Genomic DNA, 23,400 nt, shown 5'->3' with positions numbered 1-23,400 from the left:
AAGCCATGTATGCAACCAACTATCACCGCGCCTCCTCGGTCGACGAAGCCGTCAAGCTTCTGTCGGGCGCCGACGAGGGCAAATATGTCTCCGGCGGCATGACGCTGATCGCCACCATGAAACAGCGGCTGGCCTCGCCGAGCGATCTCGTCGATCTCCGGCACATTCCGTCGCTGAAGGGCATTCGCGTCGATGGCCGCAGGGTGACCATCGGAGCGGCGGCGACGCATGCGGAGGTCGCCTCTTCGGCGGCGATCCGTGCCGTCTGTCCGGCGCTCTGCGATCTCGCCGGCATGATCGGCGATCCGCATGTCCGCCATATGGGCACCATCGGCGGTTCAGTCGCCAACAACGATCCGGCGGCGGACTATCCCTCGGCCATGCTGGGCTTGGGCGCCACCATCGTCACAGACAAGCGCCAGATTACGGCCGATGATTTCTTCACCGGCCTGTTCGAGACGGCATTGGAAGACGGCGAGCTGATCACCGCCATCACCTTCGAGGCGCCGGAGAAGGCGGGTTACGCTAAATTCCCCAATCCGGCCTCGCGCTACGCCATGACCGGCGTCTTCGTCGCCAAGGGCGTGGGTGGCGTTCGGGTCGCGGTTACCGGCGCGGGTGCGGACGGCGTGTTCCGCCATGCCGGCATGGAACAGGCGCTTGCGGCGAACTGGGCGCCGGACGCCGTTGCCAACGCAACCGTCGATTCGTCGGCGCTGATGTCCGACTTGCATGCCACGGCCGAATACCGCGCCAATTTGATAAAGGTCATGGCCAAGCGCGCGGTGGCGGCAGCATAGATCGCCACGGAAAATGCCGGAGTGGCGGCTCGGTCGCCCTCCGGTTCGTCCCAGCGCCGGGCATGGTTGTAATTGTCAATTCGCCGTGATCGTCTATTCTTGTCTAGAATTGTTCAAAATTAAGGGCCATTTGCCGCAGTGGGGCGTGAAAGCAATGTTGAGGGGTTGACGTGCGAACCGGCATTCAGGAAAAACGGTTGCATGGTTCTGGAGCAGATGATGGATTTCGAAGCATTTTTTAAGGGCGAGCTGGACGGGCTGCACAAGGAAGGCCGCTACCGCGTGTTCGCCGATCTGGAGCGTCATCGCGGCAGCTTTCCACGCGCGACCCGGCATACGCCCAACGGCCCGCAGGAAGTGACGGTCTGGTGCTCCAACGACTATCTCGGCATGGGCCAGCATCCCAAAGTGATCGAGGCGATGAAAGAGGCGATCGATCACTGTGGCGCGGGTGCGGGAGGCACCCGGAATATTTCTGGCACCAACCACTACCATGTCATGCTCGAGCAGGAGCTTGCCGATTTGCACGGCAAGGAATCCGCTCTGATCTTTACCTCCGGCTATATTTCCAACTGGGCGACACTTGGCACGCTCGGCGCGCGTATTCCCGGCTTGATCGTTTTCTCCGACGCGCTGAACCATGCGTCGATGATCGAGGGCATCCGTCACGCGAAATGCGCCAAGGTCATCTGGAAGCATAACGACCTGCACGATCTCGAAGCCAAGCTCAAGGCCGCCGATCCGAAGGCGCCGAAGCTGATCGCTTTCGAGAGCGTCTATTCGATGGATGGCGACATCGCCCCGATCAAGGAAATCTGCGATCTCGCCGACAAATACGGTGCGATGACCTATCTCGACGAAGTGCATGCCGTTGGCATGTACGGTCCGCGCGGCGGCGGTATTGCCGAGCGCGAGGGGCTGATGGATCGGCTGACGGTCATCGAAGGCACGCTCGGCAAGGCATTTGGCGTCATGGGCGGCTACATCGCCGCATCGACGGCGCTTTGCGATTACATCCGCTCCTTCTCCTCCGGCTTCATCTTCACGACGTCGCTGCCGCCATCGCTCGCCGCCGGCGCTGTCGCCTCGATCCAGCATCTGAAGGTCAGCCAGTTCGAGCGCGCCCGCCATCAGGACCGTGTCCGCCGGCTGCGCGCCCAGCTCGATGCCGCTGGTATCCCGCATATGCCGAACCCGAGCCATGTCGTACCGGTTCTGGTCGGTGATGCCGCCAAGTGCAAGTGGATCTCCGATCTCCTGCTCGACAACGGCGTCTACGTCCAGCCGATCAACTATCCGACCGTGCCGAAGAAGACCGAGCGCCTGCGCATCACGCCGACGCCGCTGCATTCCGACGCCGATATCGAGCATCTGGTCGGAGCGTTGCACGCGCTCTGGTCGCGTTGCGCGCTGGCAAGGGCTGTGGCCTAAAGCCCTGTCATCCTGATCCTGTCGTGACATCTGCTGATTGCGGTAGCATTCAGCAGCGCCGATGCATGATTTAAACCAGACAAATAACTTTTCCAGGAACCGCTCTATGAGCATAGCTGTTGCCGGTCGGGAGAGCGAACGACATCGGCTTGCCTCCGATCTCGACAGAGATACAAAATGCGCAGATGAAATCCGCTATGCGCTGTTTTCTGGAAGGCGGCATTCGTTAAGCGAGCGCAGACAGCTCCAATTTCTAAAATTAGGTCTAAGGACGTTGAGCCCGTGATCTATGTCATGGGGAATAGTCGAGGCTGTCGGTGGGCGAGCTGTTTTGCGGCTTACGAGAACTGGCGGTCACGCGGAATTTCTCAACGCGGATCCGGGTGAACTATGTATGTGCATGACCATGGCAGCAAGCGAGTAAAAGCTGGTTTGGTCGTAGCGATGGTTCTTTGCCTCGGCCTGGCGGGCTGCAAGAATTCGAATCCCGTCGATATCCTTGTCCATGTCATTGTCTCCGCGTTGAACAAAAACCTGATTGATAACAGCGTAGCCGATACTCAAACAGCGGCGCCGTCGACGAGCCAAGCGAGCGCAAACAGCGATTCATCGGCAGTGACATCGGAGGCAGGAGCCATAGCCGATAGCGCGGTCTCCACGACGAGTGCCGCCGCGCCGCAAGAGGAGGCTTCGGCAGGAAACACCAGTTCGACCTCCGACAATGCTTCCACCAACGGCGGCGCTACCGGCCAGACCGACACGATCACGACAAGCAGCAGCGCAAGAACATTCATCCATCCTGGCCTGTTGCAGAGCCAAGCGGATTTCGACCGGATCATCAAGCAGATCGCCGCCGGTTCCGAGCCCAGCGTCAGCGGCTGGCAAAAGCTGATCAACAACAGGCATGCGTCACTGGGGTATACGCCGAGGCCGGTATCCGTCATTTTTCGCGGCAATGACGGTGTTCATGCCCAGAACTATGCGCTGCTCTTCAACGATGCCGCCGCCGCTTATGCCCTGGCTCTGCGCTGGAAGATCAGTGGAGATCCGGCCTACGCGATCAGGGCCATCAAGGTCTTGAACGACTGGTCCTCGACGCTGACGGAAGTGGACGGCACCTCGGACAAGTTTCTCGCAGCGGGAATCTACGGCTATGAAATGGCCAATGCGGCGGAGATCATGCGCGGCTATAGCGGCTGGTCCGGCGATGATTTCGCCAGATTTCAGACCATGATGCTTACGATATTCTACCCGATGAACCACGATTTTCTGGTTCGGCACAACGGCGCCAAGGTCGACCACTATTGGGCCAATTGGGATCTTTCCAACCTTGCCTCGATAATGGCGATCGGGGTGCTGACGGATAGGGTCGATATCTACAAAGAGGCGATCGACTACCTCTACAATGGCGCCGGAAATGGAGCGCTGAACAAGACGTTCTGGAAGGTCTATGACGGCGGACTGGCGCAAGTCCAGGAGTCGGGGCGTGACCAGGGACACACGACACTCGACATCGCTCTCGTCGGCGCGATCTGCCAGATGGCTTGGTCGCAGGGCGACGATCTCTATGGTTACGACAACAACCTCGTGCTGGCCGGTGCCGAATATGCCGCCAAATACAATCTGGGCTACGATGTGCCGTACACGACCTATAAAAACAGCGACGTCACCCAGACGGTGATTTCAGAGGGGAGCCGGGGAACGGAGCGGCCGATGTGGGAGATGCTCTATAACCACTATGTCGTCCTGAAAGGGCTCGATGCCCCGAATGTTTCCGCCTTCGCCGCTAAACTTCGTCCCGAAGGCGGCGGCGGCGACTATGGCCCGAACAGTGGCGGCTATGACCAGCTCGGCTACGGCACGCTTCTCTATACGCTCAACTGACGGTTTGGCGGCGACGAGCTTTCGATTTTCGGATTTGCGCCGGAGTCTCGGCTACGCAGCCTTTTCCCGTTGCGCCACAAGGATGCCCGCGCGACGGCGCGCCTCCTCATCGGCGGCAAAGACCGCATCCATCGTCTCGGCAGCGCCGGTGGCGATCATCTGGTCCATCACGGCTTCGGCGATGTCGGCCATTTCCAGGAAGCCGATACGGCCATCCACGAAGGCATGGAAAGCGATTTCCTCGGCGGCGTTCATGATGGCGCCCTGCAGTCCGCCGCGCTCCATGGCGGTACGCGCCAGACGCAGCGCCGGGAAGCGGACTTCATCCGGAGCCTCGAAATCCAGCCGCGCCAGCTTGGTGAAATCCAGCCGCTCGACGTCGAGTTTCGTGCGGGACGGATAGGTCAACGCATAGCCGATGGCGGTACGCATATCCGGACAGCCGAGCTGCGCCAGCACCGAGCCGTCAGTATAGCCGACCATGGAATGGATGACGGATTGCGGATGGACCACGACCTCGATCTGGTCCGGGCGGACATTGAACAGGTGCTTGGCCTCGATCATCTCGAGCGCCTTGTTGAACATCGAGGCGCTGCCGATCGAGATCTTGAAACCCATGGACCAGTTGGGATGCGCGCGCGCGGTCGCCGGCGTGACATTGACCATCTGCTCACGCGACCAGGTGCGGAAGGGGCCGCCGGAGGCTGTCAGGATGATGCGTTCCACCGCATGCTGCTGGTCGTCCTCCAGCGCCTGGAAAATAGCGCTGTGTTCGCTGTCGACCGGGATCAGCCGTCCGCCGCCTTCTGCGACGGCGCGCACGAAAAGATCGCCGGCTGAGACCAGGCATTCCTTGTTGGCAAGCGCGATATCGGCGCCCCGCCGCGCGGCTTCAAGCGTTGGCGCCAGGCCCGCCGTGCCGACGATTGCCGCCATTACCCAGTCCGAGGGAATGGAGGCAGCCTCGATCAATGCGTTCCGGCCAGCGGCCGCGGCGATGCCGGTGCCGGCTAGGGCATCCTTCAGCGCCTGATAACGGTCTTCATTGGCGGTGACGGCAAGTGCGGCGCCACAGGCTTTCGCCTGGCTTGCCAGGAGATCAATATTGTCGTGTCCGGTGATCGCTGCGATTTCGAAGGCGTCGCGTCCGCCCAGTTGGGCAATGACGTCGAGCGTGTTCTGGCCGATCGAGCCGGTCGAACCCAATATCGTCAGGCGGCGTTTGGCCTTGCTCCCGGTTGTCATTCAGGTATCCGCATCTTGCTGTCGTCGCCCATGGCTCTACAGAAGATCGCGAAGGGCGGCAAGTCCGCAGGCCTGGCGGTGAACGCGCGCTCCCGGCCCAGCACTCCGGAGATTACTGATTTTAATGATAATTTACGTGCCGCCGGTGAACAAATTGCCGAGTGCCACGTTTCATGTCGGCGAAACGGCAGGAGACGAGCAGGTAATGGTTTTCAAGGCGGCTACATTTCACGGCATCGCACCGACGATCGAAAGCGAAAACGCGATGCGTTCCGCGCTGGAGTGCGAGGTTGCCAATGCGCTCGCCGTCGCCGGCGGTCTCGACGCCTCCGACGTCACGGTTACAGCCGTCGGCCAGGAGATCCGCCTCGCCGGAACAGTGGCGACGTCTGACGAGGTGAAGCGCGCAAGCGCGGTGGCGGAGGCGATGCCGGGGGTGAGGCTGGTGAGGAACAGGATCCTGGTCGGGTGAGGTGTGCGGAAAACTGTGACCGGCGCGCATAGATTTACAAGCCGCTTAATGTTGCCAACCAAAAGAACAGCTTGATCGTATCCGGGTCATCCGATGGATCGGCACCGGCGTGGTGGAGTACGCCGCCTACTTTCTCGATCACCCGTCTCGATGCAAGGTTATCTTCGTTGCAGATGACGCTTATTCTCTCAAAGCCGGCCTGCGCTGCAATTGGCAGCAGGAGCCGTAGCGCCTGCGTGGCATAGCCTCTGCTCTGTTTCCACGGGACGATCGAGTAGCCCACATGGCCCGGTAGATGAAGCGGCAATTGGCTTGTTCCGGGCAGATGCCGAAATGTGATGTAGCCGCAGAATTCTCCATCCCAGATCCAGAATGGCCGGATGACCAGGCGCTGAGGCGCGCGGTCGGACACCGATGTGGCAACGATATCGCCGGATGTAAAGCGGGCAAGGAAGCCCGCCCTGTCATATCTGAGCGCCGCCAACTCGGCTTCGACATAGATATTGTCCTGCTGGCGCCTGGGATCGGGTGACCATCCCTTTGCCAGCGCGTCCTCGAAGCCCGATAAGTTCAGCAGGCTTGGCTCGGCCAGGACGATGGAGCTTGCGCTCGCTTGCTGCTCTGCCATCTCTGCTCCTTGGTCGATACGGTAATGCCGATCACGTTCGGATGTTAAAACAGCAATCCGAACTGGCGCGCCGAATTGCAAGAGCAATATGCAAAAGCCGATCGGCAAGCCGCGGGCAGCCTATGCGACAAGCACATGCGCCCGTGTTCTGGTTTGGGCACGCATCCCTATCGGCTGTTCGAGCGCAATCTTCTGAGATGGTTCACGTTTTATGAAGAACTGGCGGCGATGGTACCGGCATTGCTATGTGATTCGAACCGCAATGACGGAGATGGTATGACGCTTCTACAGTTCCCGGCCGACAGACGCACCGCAGACGTAAGACGGTGTGCCGAAGCCCTGCAGCAATTGCATGGGGAGGCGGCAAATCGCTTTTGGCGGTCGGAAATGGCCGGATTTGCAGCCGGGCTAAGGGGGCAGGGCGTCGCCGAGGACGAGATCGGTCATCAGGCCGGCCTGTTCATGCGCGCGGTTCAGATGGAGCTGGAGTTGGTGTTCGCTGCGGAAGAGGCGCTGGCCTAGCTCTTTCGAAGCTCTGGGGCCGCCTATCTTGGATCGGCGGCAAACACGGCAAGCTGTTTTGGCGATCGAATATGGATGATCCGGGCGTGCCCGCGATGCGCTTCGATGGCCGCAAGCAGCTTTGGCCTGATGTCCCGATGCAGCGACCACATCATCTTGAAGAGACGAATGGTCACCGGAAACATCGGGCATCCTTCCGGCCCGTCCGGGCGGCCAAAGAAGAGCGACTTCACCTGGCGTTTGCTGGCCCACCAGTAGTGAACCCAGATCGGGTGGTCGACGAAAACGATCGTATCCGCCATCTCCATGCGACGTTGAACGGAGTCCCACGATCCGTAGCCGTCGATGAGTCACCGCTCTTGTGAAAGCCAGGCCTCGTGGGAGGCGGCAAATTCAGACGGAGACGCCTGAACCCAATTCGGCTTCCACTGGATATTGTCGATGGCGTAATAGGGCAGCGTGTGAGCAGCGCTCAACGCCCCGCACATTGTCGACTTCCCGCCGCCCGCATTGCCGATCACCATCACCCGCGTCATGGATGGAGGATAGCGTGACGGAGGCATCGGCGCAAAGGCTGTAGTGGTCGTTTCAGGAAGAAGATGGTGATCTCGACGCGATTCGAACGCGTGACCCCCAGATTAGGAATCTGGTGCTCTATCCTGCTGAGCTACGAGACCACATGAGATGATCCATACAAAAGCAAAGGCGCGAAGCCAAGCCCTTTTACGTCCTAGGGACAATTCGCTTTTGCGGTGCCGTACGCCCTAGTCAGGCGCACGGCAAATGGCGGCGGAGCCTCAGGCGCCCAGGCGCTGTTCGGCGAGGCGGACCCAATAGGAGACACCGTGGGCGATAGCTTCGTCCGTGAAGTCGTAGGCGGCGTTGTGCAGGCCCGCCGTGTCACCATTGCCGATGAAGATGAAGGCGCCGGGGCGGGCGTTCAGCATGTAGGAGAAATCCTCGCCGCCCATCATCGGATCGACATCGGGGACGACGTTTGTGACACCCGCGATGTCGCGGGCCGCGGCAAGCGCGTAGTCGGTTTCGTCGGCGTGGTTGAAGGTCACCGGATAATTGCGCTGGAATTCGATATCGACCTCGGCGTCGTGGCTGGCGGCAATGCCGGCGACGATCTGCTTGAAGCGCCGCTCGGCGAGATCGCGGATCGCCGGATCGAGAGTGCGGACCGTGCCGGCGAAACCGGCATTGTCGGGAATGACATTATAGGCGTTGCCGGCGTTGAACTTGGTGACGGTGACGACCACGGACTTCAGCGGGTCGGCGCTGCGCGAGGCGATGAGCTGCAGGTTGGTGACGATTTGGGCGCCGATGGCGATCGGGTCGATTGTCTTGTGCGGCAGGGCGGCATGGCCGCCGCGGCCCTTGATGGTGACGGTGAATTCGTCCGTCGCTGCCATGATCGGGCCCTTGCGGATGGCGAACTGGCCGACCGGCAGGCCCGGCAGGTTGTGCATGCCGTAGACTTCGGCGATCTCGAAGCGCTCCATCATGCCGTCCTTGACCATGGCGTCGCCGCCGGCGCCGCCCTCTTCGGCGGGCTGGAAGATCACGGCGACGTTGCCGCTGAAGTTGCGGGTCTCAGCGAGATATTTGGCGGCGCCCAGCAGCATGGCAGTGTGGCCGTCATGGCCGCAGGCATGCATCTTGCCGGGCGTGGTGGAGGCCCAGGGCTTGCCGGAGATTTCGGTGAGCGGCAGCGCATCCATGTCGGCGCGCAGGCCGACGGTGCGGCCCGGACCCTTGCCACGGATCAGGCCGACGACGCCGGTGCGGCCGATGCCGGTGACGACCTCATCGACGCCGAACGCCTTCAGCTTCTCGGCAACGAAGGCGGCGGTCTTTTCCACCGCGTAGAGGAGTTCCGGGTTCGTATGGATATGGCGGCGCCATTCGGTCACTTCGTCCTGAAGTTCGGCGGCTCTGTTCAAGATCGGCATATTGACTTTCCTGCTGCTCAATATCGGATTCGGGTTCGGCACTCGGTCTGGCAAACACGTATCACCATCGCATCGCATGTTTCAAAGCGCTGCGCATGATCAAAAGGCTGTGATCCCAAACCATCCACTTTTCTGTCGAAAAAGAGTAAGATGCTCTGAATTCATGGAACTGGAGCACCCGTTTCGCTTTCGGCGAATGTATGGTCCTCCGGGTAAATAAACTCGTCGATCGCCTTTGCCTTCTCCTAGCCATATAGGTTAAATAGGCGGAGCTTTCGAGAGAATTTCGGACTTCTGAAGGATAGATCGTGCCGACGAAGCAGAATCGTTTGTATGCCGCCTTGCGGCTTGTTCCCATGGCCGCCGCCGTATCCATGCTTTTCCTGTCGACCGCTGAGGTGGCCGACGCCAATCCGCACGTCCTCGTCGATGCCAATACCGGCCGCGTGCTCGATCATCAGGAAGCCTTCAGCAAGTGGTACCCGGCGTCGCTGACCAAGTTGATGACGGCTTACGTCACCTTCCGCGCCATCCAGTCCGGGCAGGTCTCGCTCGACACGCCCGTCGTCATGTCCAAGCTTGCCTCCGCGCAGCCGGCCGCGAAGATGTATTTCAAGCCGGGCCAGAAGATGACGCTCGACAATGCATTGAAGATGATGCTGGTCAAGTCCGCCAATGACCTCGCCATGGCCGTTTCCGAGACGATCGGCGGTTCGCAGCAGGGCTTCGTGGCACGCATGAATGCGGAAGCGGCCCGTCTCGGGATGCTCGACACGCACTTCATCAATCCCAACGGCCTGCCCGGCCAGGGCCAATATACGACCGCGCGTGACCTTGCCGTTCTCAGCGTCGCGCTGCGTCGCGAGTTCCCGCAATATGCCGGCTATTTCTCGCTGGAAGGTTTCACCAACGGCGTCAAGCAGGTGCCGAACATCAACATGCTCATTGGCCGCTACGATGGCGCCGACGGCATGAAGACCGGCTTTATCTGCGCTGCTGGCTTCAACCAGATTGCGTCCGCCACCCGCAATGGTCGTACGCTGATCTCGGTCGTGCTCGGCACGGACAGCCTGGCGGCGCGTGCCGATGATTCCGCCAATTTCCTGGAAAAGGGCTTCCAGAACCAGTTTTCCGGCAAGGACACGCTGGCGAACCTCAGGCCCTATGGGCCGGGCCAGGACCAGGTCGCTGATCTCACCGCCGAAATCTGCAGCGCCAAGGGCGCGAAGATTCGCAGCGAAACGCGCGACGAAGCCGGCCGCATGAAGGTGACCTCGCCCTATATCCACGAAATGGATCACGAGCCGAACTTCGTCTATGCCGGCCTGATCGGCGGGCAGGACGCCGCGACCGCCAGCAAGGGCGACAAGACCGATCTGACGGCCAAGGGCGACAAGACCACGAAGGGCGACAAGATCGCCACCTCGGGTTCCGCTATCGGCATCCCGATCCCCATGCCGCGCCCCACCTTCTGATCGGATCTGAACCATGAGCAATCCGCAGCAGAGGGTGCCGGTATCGATTCTCACCGGTTTTCTCGGAGCCGGTAAATCGACGCTTCTGAACCGCATCCTCAAGGATCCGGATATGCGCGACGCGGCCGTCATCATCAACGAGTTCGGCGATGTCGGCATCGACCATCTTCTGGTCGAAAGCTCCGGCGACGCCATCATCGAGCTTTCCGATGGCTGCCTTTGCTGCACGGTGCGCGGCGAGCTGGTGGATACGCTGGCGAACCTGATGGACGCCATGCAGACTGGCCGCATCAAGCCGCTGAAGCGCGTCGTCATCGAGACGACAGGCCTTGCCGATCCGGCGCCGGTGATGCAGTCGATCATGGGCAATCCGATCATCGCCAACAATTTCGATCTGGATGGCGTGATCACAGTCGTCGATGCCGTTAACGGCTTGCAGACGCTCGACAATCATGAGGAAGCGCGCAAGCAGGTGGCGGTTGCCGACCGGGTGATCGTTTCCAAGACCGGTATCGAGGGCGCTGCTCCCGCAGGTGCTTTGGAAAGCCGGCTAAGGACACTCAATCCACGGGCGCAAATGCTGAAGGCCGACAGCGATGAGGCCGGCCGCGCCGCCATTCTCGTCAATGGCCTCTATGATCCCGCCTCAAAGATTGCCGACGTCGGCCGCTGGCTGCACGACGAGCTGGAGGCGGATGATCACGACCATGATCATCACCACCACGACCATGAGCACGATCACGACCATCACCATGACGAACATGGGCACCATCATCATGGCCACCGGCATCAGCACGCCCATGACGTGACCCGTCACGACGGGTCGATCAGATCCTTCTCGATCGTCGAAATGCAGCCGATCGATCCGGTCGCGCTGGAAATGTTCATCGACCTGCTGCGGTCCGCGCATGGTGAGAAGCTCCTGCGCATGAAGGCGATCGTCTCCGTGTCCGACAGGCCGGAGCGTCCGGTGGTGCTGCATGGCGTGCAGAATATCTTCCATCCGCCGGTACGTCTGCCGGCCTGGCCCGATCCGAACGACCGGCGCACGCGCATGGTGATCATCACCAAGGATCTGCCGGAGGATTTCGTGAAGGGCCTGTTCGACGCGTTCCTCAGCAAGCCGAGCATCGACATGCCGGATCGAGCAGCACTTCAGGACAATCCGCTCGCCGTTCCGGGTATGCGGTTCTGAGAGCCTAATACTGCCTACATCAGGCACCCGCCTCGCCCTTTGAGGCCCCTGCGGGCCACCTCACAGGGTGAGGCGGGAGCGAAGCGACCCTCGAACCACGAGGATGGCCCACCGGCTGCAATTGGCTACCCCTTGCGGATCACGAACCGATGGCCGCGTTCGGTCTTCTCGCTCGACAGCAGGATATGGCCCTGCTCGTTGCAGAGATGCGGGATGTCGATGATTGCCAGGGGATCGGTCGTTTCAACGGTTAAAACCGCACCGCTTGGCATGCCGCGCAGGCGTTTTTCCGTTTTGATCGCCGGATGCGGGCATTTCAGCCCGCGCAGGTCGTAGACCCCGTCGTCCAGGCTATTCACCCTTGGCCCAGAACTTCCAAAAGGGCGGCTTCTTGGCCGAGTCGGTCTGCGCGGTTTCCACCGGCGGCTGTGCGTAGGCGAGCGGCGCGCTGACCACGGGGTTCATGGGGTTTGCCATCGGGATCGGCACATTCGCGGGAATGTTGGTGGCGATTGCGATCTCATCGGTCTGGACCGGCTGCTGCGCAACGGGTCCCACCGGAGCCGGAGCGGCCGTTGCCATGCGGATGCTCGCCGTTGTCGGATTGGTGGCAGTGGCGCCGCGCGCGATCTGCTGTGCCGACTGGTTCGACATCATCGATTCCAGGTCGGCGACCTTCATCATCTTGCCGGCGGCGAGCGCCGTGCCGGTCGGGGCATAGGCGAGGTCGTGGCCCTTGCGCTGCTTGGCGACGACGGCCTTGCGTTCGGCTTCGGTTGGGTCGTACCAGGCCATGCCGTCGAATTTCTTCAGCGCGGTGCCATAGTCGGCCTGATATTGCTTGTCATAGGTTGCGAGCGCGGTTTGCAGTGCCGGCGGTGTCGTCATCACGGGGCATTTGCCGCCGGCCGTGAACGGGCCGCTGGATTGCTGGTTGAAGACGTATTTCTTTTCGCAGACCTCGACTTCCGGCGGACGCTTGGTGACTTCGAAATTGTCGTAGCCGACCTTCAGCATCTTCCAGAATTCGATGTTGGAGCTGAGGCGGTGCTTGACCATGTTTTCCGCCGTCATGCGGAAGGGGAAGGCTTCCAGCTGGATTGTCTTCTGACCGCCCTTGAAGGCGTCGCGCGCGAAGGCATAGATTTCCAGCACCTGCTGGTCGGTCATCGAATAGCAGCCCGACGACGAGCACGCGCCGTGGATCATCAGGTTGTTGCCGCTGCGGCCATTGGCGGCGTCATAGCGGTTCGGGAAGCCGGTATTGATGGCGAGATAGTATTTGGAGTTCGGATTGAGGTTGGCCGGCGTCAGATTGTAGAAGCCTTCCGGCGCCTGCCGGTCGCCTTCCTTGACCTTCGGGCCGAGACGGCCGGACCAGGCGCAGATGCTGTAGCTGGCGATCACTTCGAAACGATTGTTCTGGTTCGCCTTGAGGATCTCCATCGCACCTTCTTCCTTGAAGATACGGATCATGATCGGCGAATTGCGGTCCATGCCCTTTTTCGTCATATCGGCAAGGATGCGGTCGGGGAGCGGTTGCTCGACCTTGTTCTTTACCTTCGACAGGTCGATCGACGCGGTATCGAGCGCGTCGTTGCAGCCGGCGAGAGCCAGCGCCATCAGGGACATATAGGCAAGGTGACGGATACGCATTCTGACTTAGTCCATAGATGCGAAGAGCGGCCGTACGATCTGTTTCGCCGCCCCTTCCAAACATGAAACGGAAGCATAGACGGCTTATGCTTGATAATTCCTTACCAGCCTATGACGCGCCCGCGGCGTGGTCGCAAGCTTTTCTTTGCCAATAATGCTTCGATAACAAGAATGTGGCCAAGATTTGGCCTCATTCCCGTTCCGAGCGATCACAGATCTCAAATCCGAATTAGAGATTGCGACCCATATTGAGGAATTTCTGCCGGCGGTCGCTGCGCAATTGTTCGCCCGAACGGCTGGAGAGTTCGCCGAGCGCGTTGAAAATCACGTCGCCGGCCGCCGCGATCACCGTCTGCGGGTCGCGATGCGCGCCGCCGAGCGGTTCGGGGATGATGCCGTCGATGATCCCAAGCCCCTTGAGGTCTTCGGCGGTGATCTTCATGTTGGTGGCGGCTTCCTTGGCGCGGGTGGAATCGCGCCAGAGGATCGAGGCCGCACCTTCGGGCGAAATCACGCTGTAGATCGAATGCTCGAGCATGTAGACGCGGTTGCCGACGGCGATCGCGATCGCGCCGCCCGAGCCGCCTTCACCGATGACGAGCGAGATGATCGGCACTTTGAGGCCAAGGCACATTTCCGTGGAGCGGGCGATCGCTTCCGCCTGACCGCGCTCTTCGGCTCCGACGCCGGGATAGGCGCCCGCGGTATCGACGAGGGTGATCACCGGAAGCTGGAAACGGTCGGCCATTTCCAGGATGCGGATCGCCTTGCGGTAGCCTTCGGGACGGGCGCTGCCGAAATTATGCTTCAGGCGCGACTTGGTGTCGTTGCCCTTTTCCTGGCCGAGGACGGCGACGGGCTGGCCGCGGAAGCGGGCGAAGCCTGCCTGGATGGCGGCATCCTCGGAAAATTTGCGATCGCCGGCCAGCGGCGTGAATTCCGTGAACAGCGCTTTGGCATAGTCGACGAAATGCGGGCGCTGCGGATGGCGGGCAACCTGCGTCTTCTGCCAGGCGTTGAGCTTTGAGTAGATGTCGGCCATCGACTCGCGAACGCGAATCTCGAGCCGGCCCACTTCGTCCGAAGTGTCGATGCTCTCATCTTCGCTCGCGAGCTTCTTGAGCTCGTGAATCTTGCCTTCGAGGTCCGAGATGGGTTTTTCGAAGTCGAGATAATTGTGCATGAGGTGCGTTTCCGATCCTTTTGCCTATGACGAGAGCCGGCTCGTATAATCTATGTGCCGGTCCTATTCCTGTTTTTTGCCCTGTTTGGCAAGGGGGTGATGCGTTTGCACCAGCTGGTGAAGGCGTTCTTCTAGTACATGTGTATAGATTTGTGTCGTCGAAATGTCGGAATGGCCGAGCAATTCCTGCACCACGCGCAAATCTGCGCCGTTGGCAAGCAGGTGGCTGGCGAAGGCATGGCGCATGACATGCGGCGAGATCAGCGACGGCGTCAGCCCGGCGCGGATGGCAAGATCCTTCAGGTCGCGGGCAAAAACCTGCCGCGGCAGATAGCCCTGCTTGGAGGCTGCGGGAAAGAGCCAGGCGCTTTCCGGGGCCGGCTGCTTGGCGCTGGCCGCCACCTGCGCTTGAAGCTTGCCATAGGTCTTTAGCGCCGCGATGGCCGATTGCGACAGCGGCACCAGCCGCTCCTTATTGCCCTTGCCGCGGATCATCAGGAAGCGCCCTTCCTGGTCCAGCACCTTGGCCGGGAGGGTCACGAGTTCGCTGACGCGCATGCCGGTGGCATAGAGCAGTTCCAGGAGAACCAACATGCGCAGGCGCTGCAATTGATCGGGGCTTTCTTCGGCTGCTTCCTTTTCCGCCTGGGTGAGAAGGCGCGTCACCTCCTCGACCCCCATGGTCTTCGGCAAGGCGCGGCCCTTCTTCGGCGCGTCGAGAATGCCGGTCGGATCGTCCGTGCGCAGCCCCTCGGCATAGAGGAACTTGTAGAACTGGCGCATGGCCGAAAGCCGGCGTGCCTGTGACGACGGCTTGAAGCCCTGGCGCGACAGTCCGGAGAGATAGGCGCCGAGATCGTTCGATCCGGCCTCGGTCAGGCGGACGCTGCGCTCGGACAGAAAGGAGTGGAGGTCATCAAGATCGCGCTCGTAGGACTGCAGCGTGTTGATCGCCGCTCCGCGCTCCGCGCTCATCATTTCCAGAAAGGCTTCCATATGGACGCGGCTCAAATCCCTCGCCATGGCCTCAGCCCTCATGGTTTCACCGAGCCGGTCGTCGGTGGATTGATCCGTTCCGACGGCAGGCGGATCGTCACGTCGCGCGGCTGTGGATCGACGAAGAGAACCAGTGCCCACATTGCCCCATACACCGATCCGGCGATGACCGCGCAGATGACGAGGAAACGAAATAGGGTCGGCATTCAAAAACTCTCCTCGTCCCAATCATTGGTCCGGTAATCGGTTATAATCATATGCATCAAGCGTTAGCCGAAGGATAATGCAGGCATGTTTACGTCGCTGCGTCTTGACGCTAAAGGCGCATTTGACGATACCGTTTCCAAACAAATTGTGAATGGGCCGATGAGTGAACAAGTCCTGACCCTTGCAGAAAGCCTCAGAGACAGGGCGCGCGCCGCACTGGGCACGCGTAATCTTGTCTTCGTCGGGCTGATGGGGGCCGGTAAATCTTCGATCGGTCGGGTGGTGGCAAACCAGCTGGGCATTCCTTTCGTCGATACGGATATCGAGATCGAGCGTGTGTCGCGCATGACGATCCCGGAACTGTTTGCCGCTTACGGCGAAGAGGAGTTCCGGGCGCTGGAAATGCGGGTGATCAAGCGGCTGCTCAAGGGCGGGCCGCGCGTCGTCTCCACCGGTGGCGGCGCCTTCATCAACGAACGTACGCGCCGGCATGTCAAACGCAGCGGTTTGTCGGTCTGGCTGAAGGCCGATCTCGATGTGCTGTGGGAGCGCGTCAGCAAGCGCGATACGCGGCCGCTGCTCAAAACCGAGAACCCGAAACAGACCCTCGAAAGACTGATGACCGCGCGCTATCCGATCTATGCGGAAGCCGATCTCGTGGTTTTATCTCGCGATGTGAACAAGGATGTCATGGTCAATGAAGTCCTTGTGGCCATCGTCGAGGGGAGACAGGAAAGCAAGACGCCATGAATGGGCTCACATTCGCGATCCGGTAATCATCGCGTAGATGACGGGGAAACGAAACAGGGTCGGCATTCAAAAACTCTCCTCGTCCCAAGCATTGGTCGGGCGATCGGTTATAATCATAGGCAGCAAGCGGCATGTTTACGTTGCTGCGTCTTGACGCTACAGGCGCATTTGACGATACCGTTTCCAAACAAATTGTGAATGGGCCGATGAGTGAACAAGTCCTGACCCTTGCAGAAAGCCTCAGAGATCGGGCGCGTGCCGCACTGGGCGCGCGGAATCTTGTCTTCGTCGGGCTGATGGGGGCCGGTAAATCTTGGATCGGTCGGCCGGTGGCAAACCAGCTCGGTATTCCTTTCGTCGATACGGATATCGAGATCGAGCGTGTGTCGCGCATGACGATCCCGGAACTGTTTTCCGCTTACGGCGAGGAAGAGTTCCGGGCACTGGAAATGCGGGTGATCAAACGGCTGCTCAAGGGCGGGCCGCGCGTTGTCTCCACCGGTGGCGGCGCCTTCATCAATGACCACACTCGCCAGCATGTCAAACGCAGTGGCGTGTCGGTGTGGCTGAAGGCTGATCTCGATGTGCTCTGGGATCGCGTCAACAAGCGCGATACGCGGCCGCTGCTCAAAACCGAGAATCCGAAACAGACCCTCGAAAGACTGATGAACGTGCGCCATCCGATCTACGCGGAAGCCGATCTCATGGTTTTATCCCGCGATGTGAACAAGGATATCATGGTCAATGAAGTCCTTGTGGCCATCGCCGAGGGAAGACAGGAAAGCAAGACGCCATGAATGCGATCACATCCGCGCCAGCGGAACGCCTTGTCCGCGTGCCGCTCGGCGAGCGCGCCTATGACATTCTGATCGGTCCGGGGCTGATTGCCCGGGCAGGCGCGGAAATCGCGACGAGGCTGAAGGGCCGCAAGGCCGCCGTTATCACCGATGAAAACGTCGCGCCGATCTATCTCGATGCACTGACAGCGAGCCTTCAGGCGGCGGGTATCCAGTCGTCCAGCCTGGTGCTTCCGGCCGGTGAGAAGACCAAAAGCTTCGAACATCTGATGACCGTCTGCGACGCCGTGCTGACCGCGCGCATCGAGCGCAACGATGCCGTCATCGCGCTCGGCGGCGGTGTCATCGGCGATCTCTCCGGCTTTGCTGCTGGCATCGTGCGCCGGGGTGTTCGTTTCGTGCAGGTGCCGACCTCGCTGCTGTCGCAGGTGGATTCTTCCGTCGGCGGCAAAACCGGCATCAACACGCATCACGGCAAGAACCTGGTCGGCGTCTTCCACCAGCCGGACCTGGTGCTGGCGGATACCGACGTGCTGAACACGCTCAGCCAACGCGAATTCCGCGCCGGCTACGCCGAAGTCGCCAAATACGGCCTGATCGACAAGCCGGATTTCTTCGCCTGGCTGGAAGCGAATTGGCAGGATGTGTTTTCCGGAGGTGCCGCGCGCATCGAGGCGATCGCCGCGAGCTGCCAGGCGAAATCCGATGTCGTCGTTGCCGACGAGCGCGAAAACGGTCCGCGGGCGCTGCTCAATCTCGGCCATACCTTCGGTCATGCCCTGGAGGCCGCCACCGCCTATGACAGCCGCCGGCTGGTGCATGGCGAGGGGGTAGCGATCGGCATGGTGCTGGCGCATGAGTTTTCCTCGCGCCTCAATCTGGCAAGCCCTGACGACGCCAAGCGTGTCGAGGCGCATCTGAAGGCGGTCGGCCTGCCGACGCGCATGGGCGATATTCCAGGCGAGCTGCCGCCAGCCGAAGTGCTGATGGATGCGATCGCGCAAGACAAGAAGGTCAAGAGCGGACAGCTCACCTTCATCCTCACCCGCGGCATCGGCCAGTCCTTCGTGGCCGACGATGTCCCGTCCTCCGAGGTTCTGAGCTTCCTCAAGGAAAAACATCCGCAATGACGGTCGAAGGCACGCTGGCGGTTCTGTTGGAATATTGGCCCGAGATCGCCTCGATCGTCGTGCTCGTGTTGCTGTCGGCGTTTTTCTCCGGTTCGGAAACCGCGCTGACGGCGGCTTCGCGTAGCCGCATTCACACGCTGGAGGTCAATGGCGACGAGCGGGCGGGGATCGTGCGCAAGCTGATCGAACGCCGCGACCGCCTGATCGGTGCGCTGCTGATCGGCAATAACCTCGCCAATATTCTGGCGTCGTCGCTGGCGACCAGCGTATTTCTCGGTCTCTTCGGCAATTCCGGCGTGGCGCTGGCAACGCTGGCCATGACCATCATCCTCGTCATTTTCGCGGAGGTGCTGCCGAAAAGCTGGGCGATCTCGGCGCCGGATCGGTTTGCGCTCAATGTTGCCGGCACCGTGCGCCTCTTTGTCGCCGTCGTCGGGCCGATATCGAGTTTCGTCAATGCCATCGTCCGGCAGATTCTCGGCGTCTTCGGCATCAACCTCTCCAGGGAAGTGTCGATGCTGTCGGCGCATGAGGAGCTGCGCGGCGCCGTCGATCTGCTGCATCGCGAGGGGTCGGTGGTCAAGGCTGACCGCGACCGTCTGGGCGGCGTGCTCGATCTCGGCGAGCTGGAACTCTCCGATATCATGGTCCACCGCACGGCGATGCGTGCCATCAATGCCGACGATCCGCCCGATGTCGTGGTGCGCGCCATTCTCGACAGCCCCTATACGCGCATGCCGCTCTGGCGCGGTACGATCGACAACATCATCGGCGTCGTGCACGCCAAGGATCTCCTGAGGGCGCTGGCCGAGCGCAATGCCGAGCCGGAGAACCTGGATATCGTCAAGATCGCCCAGAAGCCCTGGTTCGTGCCCGACAGCACCAATCTCGAAGACCAGCTGAATGCCTTCCTGCGCCGCAAGCAGCATTTCGCCGTCGTCGTCGACGAATATGGCGAGGTGCAGGGCATCGTCACGCTGGAAGACATTCTGGAAGAGATCGTCGGCGATATCGCCGATGAGCACGATCTCGATATCCAGGGCGTGCGCCAGGAGGCGGACGGCTCGATCGTCGTCGATGGCGTGGTGCCGATCCGCGACCTGAACCGCGCGCTTGACTGGCATCTGCCGGACGAGGAGGCAACGACGATCGCCGGCCTGGTCATCCACGAATCAATGACCATCCCCGAAGAGCGCCAGGCCTTCACCTTCTACGGCAAGCGCTTCATCGTCATGAAGCGGGAAAAGAACCGCATCACCAAGCTGCGCATCCGCCCCGCCGAGACGGAAGAGAACAAGCCGGAATAAGGCTTTCTACCAACGTACCGCTTCGCCCGGCGCCGCCGGTTCCACGGCGAGCGCGTGCAGCCCTGCATCCAGTTCCGGTTTCAAAAGCTCGTTGATTGCCCTGTGGCGGGCAAGGCGCGGCATACCGGCGAATTTGGCGGAGACGATTCGAACTCTTATATGAGTCTCGCCGGTTCCGGTCATGTCGGGCTGGTGGCCGGCATGCATGTGGCTTTCGTTGATGACCGCAAGACGCTCGGGCGCGAAGGCGTCCGTGAGCTTTTTTTCAATGCGGGATTGCAGCGTCGTTTCCATATTCCCGCCATGTCCTCGTTCGCGAAAAAGGTTCCCACAAAGCCTATAACATTCCCATTTGTCAATTCTTGTTGTGGGGTAATCGAGGCCTCATAATTAGGGCGTCATGAAACTTGATTCAAAATATTTCGATCGCATTCGAACCCGCCGCAGACGTGAGCCGGAGCCCGAACAAGCGCCGCCGACATGCCAGTGGGACGGCTGCGACAAAAAGGGTACGCATCGCGCTCCGGTCGGGCGCAATGCGGAAGGGCAGTTCTTTTTGTTCTGCTTCGAGCACGTCAAGGACTACAACAAGGGCTACAATTATTTCTCCGGCCTCTCGGACGGCGAGATCGCGCGCTACCAGAAGGAAGCGATCACCGGCCATCGTCCGACCTGGACCGTCGGCGTCAACAAGGCGGCGAAGAACAGCCCGCTGCAATCGGAAGTCCGCTCCGGTGCCTATACCCGGGTTCGCGATCCCTTCGGCTTCGTCAAGGATGGCGACGGCCGGGGCAGCGGGCCGCGCTTTCCGGAGCAGCGCAAGCTGAAGACGCTGGAGGCAAAGGCCTTCGATACGATGGGTCTCGGCGCCAACGCCACCTCGACGGAAATCAAGAGTCGCTACAAGGAACTGGTGAAAAAACATCATCCGGATGCCAATGGCGGCGACCGTGGCTCGGAGGAGCGCTTCCGCGCGGTCATCCAGGCTTATCAATTATTGAAACAGAACGGTTTTTGTTAATTCCTGTCCTTGCTCTCCGTCTTCAATCAGGTATGGTCCAAATCGGTTGAAGCCGCAGGCAACTGCGGCAGGGTGCGCAATTGGCTGGCTGCACCTCGGCCGACTTTCCGGACGCGGCGTTTCTTGTCCGGGACTCTGTTCAAGAATGCTCGCAAGCGATCATTTCATCGCGTCGAGGTTTCGCTTCAGTCCCGGAGAAGTATCGCCGATGTTCCGACCAGACGGATGCGGGCAATAAACTGCGGCGTCATGATACAAATGGCTGAGATTGATATGGCTGGGTGACAGTCACCCGCCTTGGAGACATGATGAGCAAGATTGACCTTGATATTTCCGAGACTCCCGACACCACCGTTTCGGTCCGTGACGTCTTTGGCATCGATTCCGATATTCGCGTTCCGGCCTACAGCAAGGGCGGCGCCTATGTGCCTGATCTCGACACCGACTATCTGTTCGACCGCGAGACGACGCTCGCCATCCTCGCCGGTTTTGCCCATAACCGCCGCGTGATGATCTCGGGCTACCATGGCACCGGCAAGTCCTCGCATATCGAGCAGGTCGCCGCCCGCCTCAACTGGCCCTGCGTGCGTATCAACCTCGACAGCCATGTCAGCCGTATCGACCTCGTCGGCAAGGACGCGATCGTCGTCAAGGACGGGCTGCAGATCACCGAATTCAAGGACGGCATCCTGCCCTGGGCCTACCAGCACAATGTCGCGCTCGTCTTCGACGAATACGACGCCGGCCGCCCGGACGTGATGTTCGTTATCCAGCGCGTGCTGGAATCCTCCGGCCGCCTGACGCTGCTCGACCAGAGCCGCGTTATCCGTCCGCACCCGGCCTTCCGTCTGTTCGCGACCGCCAACACCATCGGCCTCGGCGACACGACCGGCCTTTATCACGGCACGCAGCAGATCAACCAGGCGCAGATGGACCGTTGGTCGATCGTCACGACGCTGAACTACCTGCCGCACGAAAACGAAGTCAACATCGTGCTCGCCAAGGTGAAGTCCTTCCGCACGGAGAAGGGCCGCGACACCGTATCCAAGATGGTTCGCGTCGCTGATCTGACCCGCGCTGCCTTCATGAACGGCGACCTGTCGACCGTCATGAGCCCGCGTACGGTCATCACATGGGCGGAAAATGCGGAAATCTTCGGCGATGTCGCCTTCGCCTTCCGCGTGACCTTCCTCAACAAGTGCGATGAGCTGGAGCGGCCGCTGGTCGCCGAGCATTATCAGCGCGCCTTCGGCATCGAGCTGAAGGAAAGTGCTGCCAACATCGTGCTCGAAGCCTAAGGAAGAACCGACAAGTCATGTCAGGTCGCGGAGACAATTCCAAAGCGAAGCCGGGCGCCCCGGTGGACATGGAGCCGTTGCGTCGGGCGATTACCGGCTGCGTGCGCTCGATCGCAGGCGATGCCGAGGTCGAGGTTGCCTTCGCCAACGAGCGCCCGGGAATGACGGGCGAACGCATTCGCCTGCCGGAACTTTCGAAGCGGCCGACGGCGCATGAGCTGGCGGTGACGCGCGGTCTCGGCGATTCGATGGCGCTCAGGCTTGCCTGCCATGATGCCCGCGTGCATGCCGTCATGGCGCCGCAAGGCGCCGACGCCCGCTCGATCTTCGATGCGGTCGAGCAGGCGCGGGTCGAATCGATCGGTGCCCTGCGCATGAGCGGCGTGGCCTCCAACCTCAACTCGATGAATTCGGAAAAATACGCCAAGGCGAACTTCTCCGGCATCGAACGGCAGGAAGATGCGCCGATCGGCGAAGCCATGGCGATGATTGTGCGCGAGAAGCTGACCGGTCAGAAGCCTCCGGAAAGTGCGGGCAAGGTGCTCGACCTCTGGCGGTCCTTCATCGAAGAAAAGACCGGCGGCGAACTCGACAATCTCACCTCCAGCATCAACGACCAGCAAAGCTTTGCCCGCGCCGTCCGCAGCATGCTGACGGCCATGGAAATGGCCGAGGAATACGGCGACCAGGAAATGGAGCCGGATTCCGACGAGGAGTCTGCCGAGGAAGACAAGCCGAGCGGCGAGGATCAGGACGACCAGGATGTCGAGAGCGACGATGGCTCCGACTCCGCGCCGGCCGAGGACAGCGAAGCCTCCGACGAGCAGATGGACGACGGCGAGATGGACGGCGCCGAAATCTCCGATGACGACATGAGCGAAGAGGGTGAAGAGGATTCGGAAACGCCGGGCGAAACCCGCCGTCCGAACACGCCCTTTGCCGACTTCAACGAAAAGGTCGACTACCACGTCTTCACCGAGGAATACGACGAGACCACGACGGCGCAGGAACTCTGCGACACGGTCGAGCTCGAGCGCCTGCGTGCCTTCCTCGACAAGCAGCTTGCGCATCTGCAGGGTGCGGTCGGGCGGCTTGCCAACCGCCTCCAGCGTCGCCTGATGGCGCAGCAGAACCGCTCCTGGGACTTCGACCTGGAAGAGGGCTATCTCGATCCGGCGCGTCTGACGCGTCTGATCATCGATCCGATGCAGGCGCTGTCCTTCAAGATGGAGCGCGACACGCAGTTCCGTGATACGGTTGTGACGCTGCTGATCGACAATTCCGGTTCGATGCGCGGCCGGCCGATCACGGTTGCGGCCTCCTGCGCCGACATTCTGGCGCGCACGCTGGAACGTTGCGGTGTCAAGGTCGAGATTCTCGGCTTCACCACCAAGGCCTGGAAGGGCGGACAGGCGCGCGAAAAGTGGCTCCCCGGCGGCAAGCCG

The 23,400-nt window shown here is 60.9% G+C and carries 26 protein-coding genes and 1 tRNA gene; 14 read left to right on the top strand and 13 right to left on the bottom strand.

The genetic code is table 11. The features are described from left to right. The first annotated feature begins 5 nt into the window (after window positions 1-5). Window positions 6-800: a xanthine dehydrogenase family protein subunit M gene (locus PMI03_RS03835; protein WP_007690043.1), complete on the top strand. Its 795-nt coding sequence runs from the start codon at window positions 6-8 to the stop codon at window positions 798-800. 219 nt (window positions 801-1,019) lie between these two features. After that, window positions 1,020-2,231, top strand: a complete 1,212-nt coding sequence (gene hemA, locus PMI03_RS03830; protein WP_039973619.1) for a 5-aminolevulinate synthase — start codon at window positions 1,020-1,022, stop codon at window positions 2,229-2,231. Window positions 2,232-2,585: 354 nt separating this feature from the next. Here hemA and PMI03_RS31455 read toward each other — a convergent pair whose 3' ends face one another. After that, window positions 2,586-2,738, bottom strand: a complete 153-nt coding sequence (locus PMI03_RS31455; protein ID WP_229202545.1) for a hypothetical protein — start codon at window positions 2,736-2,738, stop codon at window positions 2,586-2,588. A gap of 108 nt (window positions 2,739-2,846) precedes the next feature. Here PMI03_RS31455 and PMI03_RS03825 point away from each other — a divergent pair, with 108 nt between their 5' ends. Further along, window positions 2,847-4,115 carry an alginate lyase family protein gene (locus PMI03_RS03825; RefSeq protein WP_309574314.1) on the top strand — a complete coding sequence of 423 codons (1,269 nt, stop codon included), beginning with the start codon at window positions 2,847-2,849 and terminating at the stop codon, window positions 4,113-4,115. A gap of 51 nt (window positions 4,116-4,166) precedes the next feature. On the opposite strand, the gene dxr is transcribed toward PMI03_RS03825, so the two are convergent. Then, on the bottom strand, window positions 4,167-5,360 hold the full coding sequence (gene dxr, locus PMI03_RS03820) for a 1-deoxy-D-xylulose-5-phosphate reductoisomerase (protein ID WP_007690038.1): 1,194 nt from the start codon (window positions 5,358-5,360) through the stop codon (window positions 4,167-4,169). A gap of 205 nt (window positions 5,361-5,565) precedes the next feature. On the opposite strand from dxr, the gene PMI03_RS03815 reads away from it, so the two are divergent. After that, window positions 5,566-5,832, top strand: coding sequence for a BON domain-containing protein (locus PMI03_RS03815; RefSeq protein ID WP_039973618.1), 267 nt, complete (start codon window positions 5,566-5,568; stop codon window positions 5,830-5,832). Between the two features lie 34 nt (window positions 5,833-5,866). Here PMI03_RS03815 and PMI03_RS03810 read toward each other — a convergent pair whose 3' ends face one another. Further along, window positions 5,867-6,460, bottom strand: coding sequence for a GNAT family N-acetyltransferase (locus PMI03_RS03810; RefSeq protein ID WP_007690034.1), 594 nt, complete (start codon window positions 6,458-6,460; stop codon window positions 5,867-5,869). Between the two features lie 276 nt (window positions 6,461-6,736). Here PMI03_RS03810 and PMI03_RS03805 point away from each other — a divergent pair, with 276 nt between their 5' ends. After that, the gene (locus PMI03_RS03805) at window positions 6,737-6,982 is read left to right on the top strand and encodes a DUF6074 family protein (RefSeq protein ID WP_007690031.1); all 246 of its coding nucleotides are present in this window, start codon (window positions 6,737-6,739) and stop codon (window positions 6,980-6,982) included. Between the two features lie 23 nt (window positions 6,983-7,005). Here PMI03_RS03805 and PMI03_RS30685 read toward each other — a convergent pair whose 3' ends face one another. The 4 genes from PMI03_RS30685 to PMI03_RS03790 form a co-directional block, all read right to left on the bottom strand. Next, a complete protein-coding gene (locus PMI03_RS30685; RefSeq protein WP_174052595.1) occupies window positions 7,006-7,284 on the bottom strand; it encodes a hypothetical protein in 279 nt (92 codons plus the stop codon). A 48-nt stretch (window positions 7,285-7,332) separates the two neighbouring features. Next, on the bottom strand, window positions 7,333-7,506 hold the full coding sequence (locus tag PMI03_RS32000) for a hypothetical protein (protein ID WP_409033796.1): 174 nt from the start codon (window positions 7,504-7,506) through the stop codon (window positions 7,333-7,335). A 76-nt stretch (window positions 7,507-7,582) separates the two neighbouring features. Next, window positions 7,583-7,659: transfer RNA gene (locus PMI03_RS03795), tRNA-Arg, on the bottom strand. A gap of 120 nt (window positions 7,660-7,779) precedes the next feature. Next, on the bottom strand, window positions 7,780-8,940 hold the full coding sequence (locus PMI03_RS03790; RefSeq protein ID WP_007690024.1) for a M20 aminoacylase family protein: 1,161 nt from the start codon (window positions 8,938-8,940) through the stop codon (window positions 7,780-7,782). Between the two features lie 308 nt (window positions 8,941-9,248). Here PMI03_RS03790 and PMI03_RS03785 point away from each other — a divergent pair, with 308 nt between their 5' ends. Further along, window positions 9,249-10,415 (top strand): D-alanyl-D-alanine carboxypeptidase family protein, encoded by a 1,167-nt coding sequence (locus PMI03_RS03785; RefSeq protein WP_007690022.1) that lies wholly within the window; start codon window positions 9,249-9,251, stop codon window positions 10,413-10,415. Window positions 10,416-10,428: 13 nt separating this feature from the next. Beyond that, window positions 10,429-11,610 carry a GTP-binding protein gene (locus PMI03_RS03780; protein ID WP_007690020.1) on the top strand — a complete coding sequence of 394 codons (1,182 nt, stop codon included), beginning with the start codon at window positions 10,429-10,431 and terminating at the stop codon, window positions 11,608-11,610. 125 nt (window positions 11,611-11,735) lie between these two features. Here the strand turns inward: PMI03_RS03780 and PMI03_RS03775 are convergent, their stop codons facing one another. From PMI03_RS03775 to PMI03_RS31305, 5 genes are all read right to left on the bottom strand, one after another. Next, complete coding sequence (locus PMI03_RS03775) at window positions 11,736-11,969, bottom strand: sulfurtransferase TusA family protein (protein ID WP_007690018.1); 234 nt, start codon at window positions 11,967-11,969, stop codon at window positions 11,736-11,738. Continuing rightward, the gene (locus PMI03_RS03770) at window positions 11,962-13,266 is read right to left on the bottom strand and encodes a murein L,D-transpeptidase family protein (RefSeq protein WP_007690016.1); all 1,305 of its coding nucleotides are present in this window, start codon (window positions 13,264-13,266) and stop codon (window positions 11,962-11,964) included. Before PMI03_RS03770 ends, PMI03_RS03775 begins: the two co-directional genes overlap by 8 nt. 229 nt (window positions 13,267-13,495) lie before the next feature. After that, window positions 13,496-14,449, bottom strand: a complete 954-nt coding sequence (locus PMI03_RS03765; RefSeq protein WP_007690014.1) for an acetyl-CoA carboxylase carboxyltransferase subunit alpha — start codon at window positions 14,447-14,449, stop codon at window positions 13,496-13,498. Between the two features lie 63 nt (window positions 14,450-14,512). Beyond that, a complete protein-coding gene (gene xerD, locus PMI03_RS03760) occupies window positions 14,513-15,472 on the bottom strand; it encodes a site-specific tyrosine recombinase XerD (RefSeq protein WP_007690012.1) in 960 nt (319 codons plus the stop codon). A gap of 11 nt (window positions 15,473-15,483) precedes the next feature. Beyond that, window positions 15,484-15,651, bottom strand: a complete 168-nt coding sequence (locus tag PMI03_RS31305; RefSeq protein ID WP_007690010.1) for a hypothetical protein — start codon at window positions 15,649-15,651, stop codon at window positions 15,484-15,486. Window positions 15,652-15,811: 160 nt separating this feature from the next. Between PMI03_RS31305 and PMI03_RS03750 the strand changes: the two genes are divergently transcribed. The 4 genes from PMI03_RS03750 (at window position 15,812) to PMI03_RS03735 (ending at window position 19,636) form a co-directional block, all read left to right on the top strand. Further along, window positions 15,812-16,402: a shikimate kinase gene (locus tag PMI03_RS03750; protein WP_039973617.1), complete on the top strand. Its 591-nt coding sequence runs from the start codon at window positions 15,812-15,814 to the stop codon at window positions 16,400-16,402. 206 nt (window positions 16,403-16,608) lie between these two features. Beyond that, entirely contained in the window at window positions 16,609-17,199 is a 591-nt protein-coding gene (locus PMI03_RS03745; RefSeq protein WP_039973614.1) for a shikimate kinase, read from the top strand. Then, the gene (gene aroB, locus PMI03_RS03740; RefSeq protein WP_007690004.1) at window positions 17,196-18,329 is read left to right on the top strand and encodes a 3-dehydroquinate synthase; all 1,134 of its coding nucleotides are present in this window, start codon (window positions 17,196-17,198) and stop codon (window positions 18,327-18,329) included. The genes PMI03_RS03745 and aroB overlap by 4 nt, the downstream gene beginning before the upstream one ends. Beyond that, a complete protein-coding gene (locus PMI03_RS03735) occupies window positions 18,326-19,636 on the top strand; it encodes an HlyC/CorC family transporter (protein WP_007690002.1) in 1,311 nt (436 codons plus the stop codon). Before aroB ends, PMI03_RS03735 begins: the two co-directional genes overlap by 4 nt. A gap of 6 nt (window positions 19,637-19,642) precedes the next feature. Here PMI03_RS03735 and PMI03_RS03730 read toward each other — a convergent pair whose 3' ends face one another. Then, entirely contained in the window at window positions 19,643-19,930 is a 288-nt protein-coding gene (locus tag PMI03_RS03730; RefSeq protein ID WP_007690001.1) for a BolA family transcriptional regulator, read from the bottom strand. Window positions 19,931-20,036: 106 nt separating this feature from the next. On the opposite strand from PMI03_RS03730, the gene PMI03_RS03725 reads away from it, so the two are divergent. The 3 genes from PMI03_RS03725 to PMI03_RS03715 form a co-directional block, all read left to right on the top strand. Then, window positions 20,037-20,657 carry a J domain-containing protein gene (locus tag PMI03_RS03725; protein ID WP_007689999.1) on the top strand — a complete coding sequence of 207 codons (621 nt, stop codon included), beginning with the start codon at window positions 20,037-20,039 and terminating at the stop codon, window positions 20,655-20,657. A 308-nt stretch (window positions 20,658-20,965) separates the two neighbouring features. Continuing rightward, entirely contained in the window at window positions 20,966-21,955 is a 990-nt protein-coding gene (gene cobS, locus PMI03_RS03720) for a cobaltochelatase subunit CobS (protein ID WP_007689997.1), read from the top strand. 17 nt (window positions 21,956-21,972) lie between these two features. Beyond that, window positions 21,973-23,400 (top strand): cobaltochelatase CobT-related protein (locus PMI03_RS03715; RefSeq protein ID WP_007689991.1); only part of this gene is annotated, 1,428 nt, incomplete at its 3' end.

The organism is Rhizobium sp. AP16 (assembly GCF_000281735.1).
In the GTDB taxonomy this organism is placed as follows: Bacteria; Pseudomonadota; Alphaproteobacteria; order Rhizobiales; family Rhizobiaceae; genus Rhizobium; species Rhizobium rhizogenes.
This window is presented reverse-complemented; position numbering and strand designations above follow the sequence as displayed.